The sequence below is a fragment of the Acinetobacter higginsii genome, assembly GCF_000369525.1.
Taxonomy (GTDB): Bacteria; Pseudomonadota; Gammaproteobacteria; order Pseudomonadales; family Moraxellaceae; genus Acinetobacter; species Acinetobacter higginsii.
Genome location: NZ_KB850072.1, coordinates 1053396 through 1065809, shown reverse-complemented (window position 1 = coordinate 1065809; position 12414 = coordinate 1053396). Strand labels below are relative to the sequence as shown.

General features: G+C 41.1%; 10 protein-coding genes. 5 read left to right on the top strand and 5 right to left on the bottom strand.

Going from position 1 to position 12414, the window contains the following annotated elements:
• The first annotated feature begins 228 nt into the window (after positions 1-228).
• Entirely contained in the window at positions 229-1515 is a 1287-nt protein-coding gene (locus F902_RS10970) for an acyl-CoA dehydrogenase family protein (protein ID WP_171061128.1), read from the top strand.
• Positions 1516-1530: 15 nt separating this feature from the next.
• Entirely contained in the window at positions 1531-2730 is a 1200-nt protein-coding gene (locus tag F902_RS10965) for an acyl-CoA dehydrogenase family protein (protein WP_005203420.1), read from the top strand.
• Between the two features lie 94 nt (positions 2731-2824).
• Here F902_RS10965 and dsbG read toward each other — a convergent pair whose 3' ends face one another.
• The 3 genes from dsbG to dsbD are packed head-to-tail and all read right to left on the bottom strand — an operon-like array spanning position 2825 to position 6353.
• The gene (gene dsbG / locus F902_RS10960; RefSeq protein WP_005203418.1) at positions 2825-3571 is read right to left on the bottom strand and encodes a thiol:disulfide interchange protein DsbG; all 747 of its coding nucleotides are present in this window, start codon (positions 3569-3571) and stop codon (positions 2825-2827) included.
• Complete coding sequence (locus tag F902_RS10955) at positions 3568-4416, bottom strand: TlpA disulfide reductase family protein (RefSeq protein WP_005203416.1); 849 nt, start codon at positions 4414-4416, stop codon at positions 3568-3570. Before F902_RS10955 ends, dsbG begins: the two co-directional genes overlap by 4 nt.
• A complete protein-coding gene (gene dsbD / locus F902_RS10950) occupies positions 4416-6353 on the bottom strand; it encodes a protein-disulfide reductase DsbD (protein ID WP_005203408.1) in 1938 nt (645 codons plus the stop codon). The genes F902_RS10955 and dsbD overlap by 1 nt, the downstream gene beginning before the upstream one ends.
• Before the next feature lie 109 nt (positions 6354-6462).
• On the opposite strand from dsbD, the gene F902_RS10945 reads away from it, so the two are divergent.
• Positions 6463-7125, top strand: coding sequence for a response regulator transcription factor (locus F902_RS10945; protein WP_005203406.1), 663 nt, complete (start codon positions 6463-6465; stop codon positions 7123-7125).
• A 5-nt stretch (positions 7126-7130) separates the two neighbouring features.
• Positions 7131-8486: a sensor histidine kinase gene (locus F902_RS10940; protein ID WP_005203403.1), complete on the top strand. Its 1356-nt coding sequence runs from the start codon at positions 7131-7133 to the stop codon at positions 8484-8486.
• A 24-nt stretch (positions 8487-8510) separates the two neighbouring features.
• Here F902_RS10940 and gorA read toward each other — a convergent pair whose 3' ends face one another.
• Together gorA and F902_RS10930 are read right to left on the bottom strand one after the other, a co-directional pair.
• On the bottom strand, positions 8511-9863 hold the full coding sequence (gene gorA, locus F902_RS10935; RefSeq protein WP_005203400.1) for a glutathione-disulfide reductase: 1353 nt from the start codon (positions 9861-9863) through the stop codon (positions 8511-8513).
• Between the two features lie 158 nt (positions 9864-10021).
• Positions 10022-11266, bottom strand: a complete 1245-nt coding sequence (locus F902_RS10930; protein WP_005203398.1) for an alkane 1-monooxygenase — start codon at positions 11264-11266, stop codon at positions 10022-10024.
• A gap of 189 nt (positions 11267-11455) precedes the next feature.
• On the opposite strand from F902_RS10930, the gene F902_RS10925 reads away from it, so the two are divergent.
• Complete coding sequence (locus F902_RS10925; protein ID WP_005203396.1) at positions 11456-12388, top strand: AraC family transcriptional regulator; 933 nt, start codon at positions 11456-11458, stop codon at positions 12386-12388.
• Positions 12389-12414 lie beyond the last annotated feature (26 nt).

The following is a 12414-nucleotide window of genomic DNA, read 5'->3' as shown; positions in this document are numbered from 1 at the left end:
AAAGCGATTCTAACGAAACCAAGCCTCTGTCATTTTGGTCAATTTTTTTTAAAATTATTTTTTTGATATTTTTTTTAAATCATAAAAAACAATACAATACAAAATAAAAACCTGCTTATTTACCCTTTATCTTTCTCTAGTCAGCATGTCAAACAAGACATAGTCTTTTGATCAGGAGCATGTCAGCATAAATTTACAACCATCCTCCAGGATAAAATCATGTCGAATATGATGAATAAGGCTCAAGGTTTTGGGCTATCTTTGATCACTAAACTCGCAGGAAGCGAAATGCTTGATCAACTCAAATTAAGAAAATTTGTAGAAAAATCATTATATCAAGGTTCAAAAACGGGCTTTAAAGTACTCAATAAAACACAAAAAGCATTTAAGCCACAACCGCTCGATAAACAACGCCTCCCAAATCAGACCAACAAAAATCTGTTTGATCTCAGTCTGACTGAAGAACAGCAAATGACCGTTGATGCCATGTCACAATTTGCTGAAGAAGTCCTGTACACATTGGCACATGATGCAGATCATCATGCACAATTCCCCGAACAACTGTGGCAACATTTGGTTGATTTGGGGCTCAACTATTATGCTTTGCCAGAGGCATTGGGTGGTGTGGCAGCAGAACAAAATATTGTGAGTAATATTCTGATTGCAGAAAGCTTGGCTAAAGGTGATTTCAGTCTGACTGCAGGTTTACTCAGTACCTTCAGTGTTATCAATGCAATGACCCGTTGGGGCTCAACACAAGTTCAATCGATGTACTTACCTGTATTTGCAGAAGATACGGATGTTACGGCGACTTTTGCCTTTCAGGAAGCAACAGCTGCTTTTAACCCATACCAGTTAAAAACCACGGCAACTGAAGCCAATGGGCAGTTCTATATCACGGGTGAAAAAAGCTTAGTGCTTTTAGGTGATATTGCCGATGTGTTCTTGGTCAGTGCCGAGCTCAACGGTCAACCTGATATTTTCGTGGTGCAATCCAATGAAACGATTGCCATCAAAGCCAACCCTGCAATGGGCCTAAAAGCTGCTGAAACAGCGACCCTTCAATTTAATCAAACGCCAGCCTTACGCTTAGGGGATGCTGATTTTGATTACACTGCTTTTGTTGATCTTGGCAATTTGATGTGGTGTGCTATGGCGATTGGGACTTGTGAAGCAATCAAAGCCTACTGTATCAAATATGCCAATGAACGTACTGCCTTCGGTGAGCCAATCTCGCATCGTCAAAGCGTCGCTTTTATGATTGCTGATATGGCGATTGAAATCGATGCCATGCGTATGCTGGTTTTAAATGCTGCGAGTTTGGCAGAAGCTGGCAAACCATTCCATCGTGAAGCCTATCTTGCTCGCCTGCTCTGTGCTGAAAAATCAATGAAAATGGGTACCGATGGTGTTCAGATTCTCGGTGGTCATGGCTTTACCAAAGAGCATCCTGTTGAGCGTTGGTATCGTGATCTTCGTGCAACGGCAATCTTTCATTCTGGCTTACATGCTTAATTTTGGAGAACAATAATGAATTTACAAAATCCGAAAAAATTCAAAATGCTGGTTGATCAAGCACACGAAACGGCGCTCAATGTGCTACGTCCAATTTCACGTAAATACGATAAAGCTGAACATGCCTATCCCAAAGAACTGGATATGCTGGCGGCTTTATTGGACGGTATGAATGAAAGTGGTGAAGGTGTTGGTGCAGCCAATGCCAGTAAACGTGGCACTGCCAATCTTGATAGCATTGTCAATGGCGGTAATATGTCTGCTGCGCTAGGTATCATTGAAATGTGTTATGGCGATACAGGCTTGCTCCTTAGCATGCCACGCCAAGGACTAGGCAACTCTGCGATTGCTGCGGTTGCCAATGACGAACAGCTAGAACGTTTCAAAGGCACTTGGGCTGCGATGGCGATTACCGAGCCGGGTTGTGGCTCGGATTCGGCCGCGATTCGCACCACGGCGACCAAAGATGGCGATGATTATATTCTGAATGGCGAGAAAATCTTTGTTACTTCAGGTGAGCGTGCTGATTCGGTTGTGGTCTGGGCAACCTTGGATAAAAAATTAGGTCGCGCTGCAATCAAGTCTTTTGTAGTACCAAAAGGTACTACAGGCATGAAAGTTGAACGTCTTGAGCATAAACTGGGGATTAAAGCCTCAGATACAGCGGTCATCAGCTTTATCGACTGTCGTGTACCTGCTGCCAATTTATTGGGCAACCCAGAAATTGATGTGGCTAAAGGTTTCGCAGGTGTAATGGAAACCTTTGACAATACCCGTCCACTGGTCGCTGCAATGGCGATTGGGTGCGCTAAAGCATCGCTAGAACGCATCAAGGAAATATTTAAAGATCAGCTTGATCCAGACTACTTAACACCCTACTTACAGACCTCAAACCTAGCGGCACAAATCTATCGTATGGAAGCTGAGTGGGAAGCTGCACGATTATTGATGATTAAAGCAACCTGGATGGCAGACAATAAAAAGCCGAACTCGAAAGAAGCATCCATTGCCAAAGCCAAAGCAGGCCGTGTGGGGAATGAGATTACACTCAAATGTGTCGAGTTAGCAGCAAGTGTCGGCTATGGCGAAGATGAGTTATTGGAAAAATGGGCGCGTGATTCAAAAATTCTGGATATTTTTGAAGGTACACAACAAATTCAACAATTGATCATTGCCCGCCGTGAATTGGGCAAATCATCAAGTGAATTGAAATAATTTTGAATCGGCAATAAGCTAAAAAGGACGTTTTCATAACGTCCTTTTTGTTTGATTCATCCCGATATGAATCCGTATTTCCATTCACAAGTTTTTATTCAAAAACACTTTTTAGATCCTTGGGTAGACCTTGTGCCGTTTCTAATCCGCCCTGAGCATTCTTCCAGACCAAAGCCGGTGTTGCATAAAAGCCATATTTATTCATCATCTCTTCATTAGCTTCCAGTTTTTCTGCTAGATGCGTCGGAATCGGTTTTAATTCTTTCAATTTTTGTTTCCCTTTGGCCGCATTAAATGCTTCAAAAACCTGTTGTGGATTTGAAGCAGCCAGTAGTGTTGCGGCCTGTCCTCGACTTTCAGAACGAATCACACCGACTTGGATGTGACGCAATTGCACTTTACCTGCTTTCACATAAGGACGGGCCTTTTCCCAAAAAGCATGACAATACGGACAATTTGGATCGGAGAAGACATAAATAATCCGAGGTGCTTTGACATTGCCATCCTGAATCCAAGCCGATTTTTCCAGACTTTTCCAAACATCATCCAAAACAGATTGCTTCACATGCTTATTCAGCGCATCAACAGTTAAGTTATCACCTTTGGCATTATGCAGATCCCCAACAATATAATATTTATTGTCATTTGAGATGAAAACCGTCATTGGATTTTGCTGCATATGCCCAGCCCAACCTGTCATTTGCGCAGGTGCCTCAATTTGCTTTACAAAACTAAAACCTTCCTTTTCCAGTTTTTGCTTAATGCTTGGAACTGCGGCAATAAGCGATGTTGAAGACATTGCAAATGCCGTCACAGCGAACAGTTTAAGATATGAATTCATTGAGAGACTCCCTCATTAAGTTGAGTGATTTTTTGTAGATATTGTTTCAGCATTGCAGGCGTAAGTTCACCTAGATGACGTGCCACCAACTGTCCTTGTGCATTAAAAAACAAAGTGCTTGGCAGTCCAAACATATTCATCTGCTCCGCCATTTCTCCATGCGGATCGGATAACACATGCTGAAACTGGAATTGATGCTGGCGCAAATAATTGTGAATCACATCAGGCGTTTCACCCTGATTCAGCATGACAAATTGAACATTGGGATAATCGTGTTGAGCCTGATACAACACAGGCATTTCACGGTGACAAGGTGGACACCAACTGGCCCATAGATTAATGACCGTCGGTTGCCCTATAAATTGAGTTAAAGATTGGGCTTGCTGATTAAGATCAGAAAAAGTGAGTTCTGGATATTGTTGTTCAGCCTGAAATCTATTGTGTATACCTAGGCCACCCAATAGCACCGCAAAGAAGATGACCAAGCTCCCCGCAATGACGGCATAGTTTAAAAAACGATTTTTCCAAATAAACCACACACTCGCAGCAATCAAGCCACTATAGAGATGAAAGCCTTTATCCTGAACCTTTAAAATATCAATCGGATGAGCGAAATAAATATCTGCATGTATCACGACAAAACCGAATCGTGCAACAAGCAGTCCGATCAAAATCGCCGTCCAGAGCGAATCCTTATAAACCTGCCAAAGCGCGGTTGACCAGAGAAAGCGACGACTTAAATACAGACCAAATAGCTGTACGCTGCATAGTCCGGCCAGAATAATCAATAATGACCACGGCAAGATAAAGATCCAGAGGTGTAAGGCTTCTGAGGAAATAAACATCATTTCTCCCCAGACATCGACTGAATATTTTGAACCAACTGCTTTGCGCTATAAGTCCCCGTCAAACGTAAGTCACGAATTTCCTGATGATTTGGATCGAGAAATAAAACGGTAGGAGGTCCTAAAATTTGCCAGTTCTTCAGAATGATGTCTTGAGAAGCCTCATAATGAGTTAAATCAAGCTTAATACGGACCATATGTTCAATTGCCGCTTGTACTTCTGGTGATGGTAAGACATCACGCTCAATCGGTTGGCAAGCCACACACCAATCGGCATACACATCAATCAATACTGCTTGATTCTGATGTTGTGCCAGTGCCTGTTCAAATTCATGTTGATTTCGAACTACAGTCCATGTGTGTAAGGAGGATACCCGTTGCTGCTGAAAAGCAGAGGCTGCCAACTGTATTTGCCATATACTGCTGGCTGTGAGCAACCCAACAAGACCAAGCAATATCAAGCGATAAGAAAGCTTTTGTACATAACGCAACACCACGATCAGATAAGCTGCCATTGCAATCAAAACCAGTGCAAGAATGGAATAATACAAGGCACTTGCGAATAATGGTCGAGCAAAATATACCGCTAAGGCTAACATAACAAAACCAAAGCTGAACTTGAGACGCTCCATCCATAATCCTGGTTTCGGTAGGTATTTCGCCCCAAAAACACTGGCAATAAAAATTGGAATGCCAATGCCCAAGCCCATCAGGAATAAGTAAAGCCCACTTAACATGCCATGTTCAAGCTGTGAAACATAGAGTAAAGCACCCGCAAGTGGTGCACTCATACAAGGACCTACGATTAAAGCGGATAATGCCCCCATGATCGCCGCACTGAATAGCGTACCGCCCTTTTGCCCTTGTTGGATTCGATCTAAACGTTGCAATACCGATTGTGGCAGAGACAGCTGATACAAGCCGAATAAATTGAGTGCAAATGCAATAAACATCAGTACAAATAAGCCAATCACCACTGGGTTTTGAAACCAACGCTGAACATTAAAACCAATTTGTGATACCACAAATCCCATCACGGCATAGACCAAAGCCATACTGGTGACAAAAGTCAGCGCAATCAGTGCTGCCTTACGCCTCTTGTTCTGTTGTACCAAGATACTGGACAGGATTGGAATCAAGGGTAAAGAACAGGGTAAAAATGCCAATAAAACCCCAAACCCTAAGAACGCAATAAGATTAAGCCAAACCGTTTGACTGGAAAGAAGGCTAAGAAAAAATTGATCATTGTTCCAAGCTTGCTTGAATGTTTTACTGGCCACCTGCTGCTGGCCACCTGATTCAGTAGCTGCCGTTGTACTCTGCGTTACCGAATCTTGTTGAATATTCGCTGTGTCCGTAGAATCATTGATCTGTTGAGTAGGTTCACTGGGTTTAATAGCTTCAGCCTGTGTAGCTACACTCGGAGCCGTATTTAAGTCTTGGCGATTCAACGGTTCCGAAGTATCAGCCGTTTTTTGTGGCTCTTGAACTAAAAGTGCCAATTTCGTTTGTGCTGATGCGAATTTTTGTTGGGGCAATAAACCTGTTGCATCGGTTTGAATCGTTGTTTTTTGTACGGGATAACAGAGTCCATCATCCGCACAACCCTGCCATTGTACACTGTATAACTGATTCGGCTGCACCTCGAATTGAGCTGTGACTTGATTATAATGTACATCGGTCTTACCAAAGGTTGGATCATCCTTTTCCTGCCCTTTCGGTAATTTTAAGTCAATATTTTTACCATTCACACTCAGCTTAAACTGGTCATGATATAAATAATAATTGGGGACGATGTCCCAATTGAGTTCAGCCTTTTCTTTGGAAATTGAACTGGCTTGGAACTTAAAAGCTTGGTCAGGATGTAAAAAATCATTCCCAGCCCACGCTGCTGTATTTAATCCAAGGACCATACCGATTAAGAGTTGAAATCGCATACCATCTGATCTAAAGCATTAACATGATGGCATTATCAAACAAGCAAAATTAAGAGAACATTAAGGCGCTTTTTTATTTGTAGAATAGGGACTCTATTGAGGAAAAGCCATGTTTGTCGTACTCGTTGAAGATGATCCCTATATCGCTGAAAGTATTATCGCTGCCTTGGATTATCTCAGTATTTCAGTTGAGCATGTAAATACAGCCAAAGCTGCCGATTATTTTATCCGTAACAGCGCTGTGGATTTATGTTTGCTAGATCTCGGCTTACCTGATCAAGATGGATTAGAGTTGTTACAGACATGGCGCAACGATGAACTGCATGTGCCCGTACTGGTACTGACCGCACGTAACCAAACCCAGCAATGTGTCGAAGCGTTAAATGTGGGGGCCGACGATTACCTGACCAAGCCCTTTGATTTAAGTATATTGATTGCCCGAATTCACGCCTTAACAAGACGAAATAGAGGTTACTCCTCCAATACGATTCAAATTGGTGAGCTACAAATTCACCCAGATATGCAGCAAGCCTATTATCAGGGACAGCTCTTAACGCTTTCACGTCGTGAATATAGCTTGCTTGAATCGTTTATGCTTTATCCGAATCAAATCCTTAAAAACGAAGACTTAATTGATAAAGTGTATGGTTTTCAGGAAAGTATCGAGAGTAATGCGATTAATGTGCATATCTATCATCTTCGACAAAAAATCCACCCAGATATTATTCAAACAATTCGTGGTGTGGGCTATATGCTAAAAGTAGCCGAGTAAAAGAGATGAAAAGTTATAGTTTAAAATGGCGCTTGGTGACCACAATTTCCATTGTGTTTATCTTACTTTGGTCATTGGTCTTTTACTGGCTCTATGTCGATTTAGAAAAACGCTTGCAATCTACCTTAGATCAGCGTCTTTCCGCATCCGCTCAAATGGTTGCTCATTTGATTCAGCAACTTCCTGTGAATGAAATTATCGACACATTAAACTCGGCACAACAAAAGCATGACAGTCAAAATCTACTGGTTTGTGAAGTTTCCTTTTTGAACTCTGGTTCTGGAACTGATCCACAAGTGATTGTCAGAACCCAAGGCTCACCCAAACTTTCAACACGACATGTTGGTTTTAGTACATGGCAAGAAAATAATATGGAGTGGCGCAGTTATGTATTGCAAAAAGGACATATACAAGTAGTTACTGCCGAGAAATTACTGCTTCGCTATTCCTTACTCAAGCAGATTTTACAGTCGGTACTGATTCCTCTAATTCTGACCTTAATTTTATGTATCTTATTAATTTTATGGATTGTTCGTGTTGAATTTCAACCTCTTGACCAAATTGCCCAGCGTGTCAAACAAAGGAAACAGCATTTTTCCACTGCGACAACAGAGCTGCTTGAGCTCAAAGCTCAAAATATTCCTCAAGAAATCCAGCCATTTGTTGATAGCCTAGTTGAACTGGTGCAGAACCTGCACCAGAGTTTAGAAAATGAAAAGAGCTTTAGTGCCTTCGCTGCACATGAGCTACGCAGCCCACTAACTGCAATTAAAACCCATGTACAATTAAGCAAACTGATGTTAGCACAAGCTCAAATAGAGCCTGAGAAGTTACTCAATAATCTAGAAAAAGCAGAAATAAGTATTCAGCGCTACCAGCAATTACTTGAACAGCTTTTATTACTCAGTAAAACCGAGATTCAGTTGACACCACTATCAGACCAAACAGATGTCGGCCCTTGTTTAAAACACGTCATCACTGAGCTTGAAAAAAAATATACGGATCTACCACAACAATTGGATGTTAACTGGACCAGCCTATCCGCTATGGCACTCCCCCATGCTACGCTCAGTATTGTACTGAAAAACTTGATTGAGAATGCATACCTACATGCGCAGCCCTCCATACACATTTACATGGAACAGGACGATTTAATTGTGAGCGATCATGGTAAGGGATTAAGCGATGCGGAGTTAAATCTACTGACCCAAAGATTTTGGCGTAAATCCGCACGGAATGATGGACACGGGCTCGGTTTAGCCTTAGTTAGTCAATTACTTGAGAAATATGGCTATCGCATTTGCTTTAGCCATCATCTCCCAAGTGGTCTTAAAGTCCTTATTTCATCTGTTCAAGGATAGAACCGATAAGATCGTGATCAGCCCCTATCGCATGGTGACAAACTCTTCTGCCGAGGTAGGATGGATCGCAACCGTATTATCAAAGTCTTTCTTGGTTGCTCCCATTTTTAAAGCCACCGCAAAGCCTTGTAAAATTTCATCCATCCCAAAACCAATCCCATGAATCCCAACAATTTTTTCATTCTCGCCAACACAAACCAATTTCATTTTGGTCGGTTGGCGATGTTGAGTAATGGCACTGTACATGGCAGTAAAGGATGAATTATAGACCTTAACCTCTTTTTGACCATATTGCTCAATGGCTTCTTGCTCTGTAATCCCCACTGTTCCAATTGGTGGATGGCTAAAGACCACAGTTGGAATATTGTCGTAATCTAAATGTTCATCAGATTTATGATTAAAGAGTCGTTCAGACAATCTGCGCCCAGCAGCTACAGCAACTGGTGTAAGCTCCATTTTCCCAATAATATCGCCAACTGCATAAATGCCTTGTTGTGAAGTATTCTGGAATTTATCGACCTGAATATAGCCCCGTTCATCTAGTTGGACATTGGCTTTCTCCAGATTCAAACTCGCAGTATTTGGCTCTCGACCGGTGGCCCAGATCAGACAATCAACCGTGTGGCGTTCACCATTCTCCAAATGGAGTACTACGGAACCATCTGCATTTTTTGTAACTTTTTGCGGTACGGCTTGAGTATGTACAGTAATACCATCGGTTTGCATCACCTCAACCAAAGTTTCACTTAAAAATGAATCAAAGCGACGCACAGGTAAATCCTTACGAATAAATAATCCAACCTGAGAGCCTAAAGCATTCAGTACACCCGCCAATTCAACCGCAATATAACCTGAACCAATCACTGCGGTGTTTTTTGGTAAAGCACTTAATTCAAAGAAGCCATTCGAATCTATGCCATATTCCACCCCATCTATTTTAGGTAATGAGGGCTGTGTCCCTGTTGCAATCAGGATATGATCTGCTGTAAAGCGATCACCATTAACCTCAATGGTATTTTTATCAATGAAATAAGCCGCCCCTTGAATAAGATCAACATTATTCTTGCTTAGGCTATTTTGATAAGATTGATGAATGCGATCAATATAAGCCTGCCGATTCTTAATTAAAACCTGCCAATCAAATGCTTCGACTTTAGTATTAAAACCATAATCAGGACCATATTTTTGAATCGATTCAGCAACATGCGCTGCATACCACATCACTTTTTTAGGAACACAACCAACATTGACGCAAGTCCCGCCTATTTCAGATTTTTCAATCAAGGCACATTTTTTTCCATACATCGCAGCACGATTGACTGATGCAATCCCGCCACTACCGCCACCAATCGCAATATAATCATAATGTTTTGTCATCATCGCCTCATAAAATCAATTGCAAGATTCTTGTTTGTTCTAACGTATAGATATACAGCAACAAAGTATAAAAGCCGTTGTTTTTTAATTTTTTTATACAAGAAAATAAAAAGGCACTGATGAGTCATCATCAGTGCCCTGCTTTGGGAAAGCTTAGATTATTCAGCAGTCACAGCATCAATCTTAACCTGTTCTAAAGACTGATCAACCACCCCAAATTTCTTAAACAATTTTGCACGACGTTTTGGATAAATATTGGCTTTATTCAAATCACCTTTGTAGTGATCAAATACACGCTTGTCCATCATTTTCGACCATAGTGGTGGAATCAATGCGGGTAATAGCATACTTGCATAACCGCTTGGCAATTCAGGCGCTTCATCAAAATGACGTAATGCTTGGAAAGGACGTGTCGGATAAGCATGATGATCTGAGTGACGTTGCAATTGATACAAGAATAAGTTGGTCACAATATTATTATTGTTCCAGCTATGTTCTGGCATGGTACGCTCATACTTACCATTCTTGTCTTTTTGACGTTTTAAACCATAGTGTTCAATATAGTTAATAATCTCAAACAAGCTAATGCCATAGAATGCCTGAGTCGCTAAATATGGAATAACGCCTTTACCAAACAAACCGACCATCGATGCATGAAAAGCAGCACTCATGCCCCAACCTTGTAAAAGTTCATTTTCAGTTGACCAGAATTCTTTACCTTTACGTTTTAAACGGTTGGTTTCAATCTCAATTGCAGATTTAAAAGAACCAATCACGGTACGTGGCCAGAACTCGTAGAATGTTTCACCCATTTGTGAAGATGCTGGATCTTCAGGTGTTGCAGCACGTTTATGGTGGCCATAAGGATGTTCAATTCGGAAATGGTTATAACCCGTTGGCACAAGCGCTAAATGCGACAGAATGTGGTCAATACGATCATGTTTATGACTCAACTCATGTGCAGTATTAATCGCAATCCCGTTGATGGCACCCATTGAAATCCCTAGAAAAATCTTATCAATGAATGATGTTTCTTTACGACTGGTTAAGTAACATGCATATACATTGGCTGCATATTGTAGGGGAATAAAGCTTTTCACCAAGCGAGAGTAATACGGATCTTTTTCAAGCAGTTTAATATCTTCATCTGTTGGATTATTAGCATCTTTACCAATAATAGTATCAATCGTTGGAATGATGATATGTAAAACGATTGGTCCACCTAAAGCAAAAATTTTCTTAAATGGACGTGGTGCAAATTGATAACCTGCTAAAATACCAATTCCGATTGCAGGTAAAGCCGGGCTAATGGCCCATAAATAACGTTTACGATCTAACTGAGTTTTTGACTTTGGAATGCTTACTGGCGTAAGTTCTTGCTCAACATTTACTGGCGCATTCATCATCGAATCCATGTCTTTGTATATATAAGTATATTTTGAGGAATTATGAAATTCATGACAGTTGCAAGCGTCCAAAAAAGCTATGTCAAAGTCTTTGGCATCATCCACCCTGTTTTTGTCCTATAAACACATATTGAGTTATTGGCGCAGCTCTCTATAATTTAAATGAATACATCGTTAAAAAATCATATGGATGCTTTAAGTAAAATATTTGCTGATATTCATTTAAATCACACTGAATATATCTACTTGAAAACTCAAGGAGAATGGAATTTTATCTGCCAAGATCAAACCGCCTTAATTGTTCATATTGTTTTAGTTGGTTCTGTCTTTATTCAAATTGACGCACAAAATAGTTTAACTGCACATGCGGGTGAAATTGTGGTGATCCCGTCAGGAAAAGCACATACAGGCGCAGATAATACGATTACTAAACTGGTCGATGCCGTTGATATTTCAAAGCTGTTCGATGGCCATAAAGAAGATGCTATCGAATTCGGTACTCAGTCATCTGAGAAAAATCTAATTTTGACCGTGCGTTGCCAGATTGATACGATTATGGCTCGTCCGTTTATTCAGGCTCTACCTCCAATCATCCATCTCCAGCATGGCGATACCAATGCACCTGAATGGCTGCAAATCGGCTTACACTTTCTGGCCTTAGAAACGCAGAATATTCAGGCAGGCCGCGATATTATTATCGATCATCTCGTGAATATCTTACTCATTAAATGTATTCGCGATCATATTCAACAAATCTCAAGTCAACATGGTTGGCTCAGCGCTTTAAATCATCCCGAACTGAGCAATAGCTTAGCTGCAATTCACAATCATCCTGAAGATGCTTGGACCGTTGAATCATTGGCAGAACAATGCTGCATGTCACGCTCGAAATTTGCCAGTCTATTTCACGAAGTGATTGGCGAATCGCCCCTCGCTTATTTACAGCAACATCGCATGCGCTTAGCAAGCCAATATTTGCGTAAAAGTAATTTTTCAGTCCAACAAATCGCCAATAAAGTTGGCTACTCTTCAGAAACTGCGTTTAGTCAGGCATTTAAGCGAACCTTTGAACACTCTCCGAAGCAATATCGTCAGCAGTTTGTTGAGCAAGAAAGTTAAAGTTATAAAAAAAGACACCGCGGTGT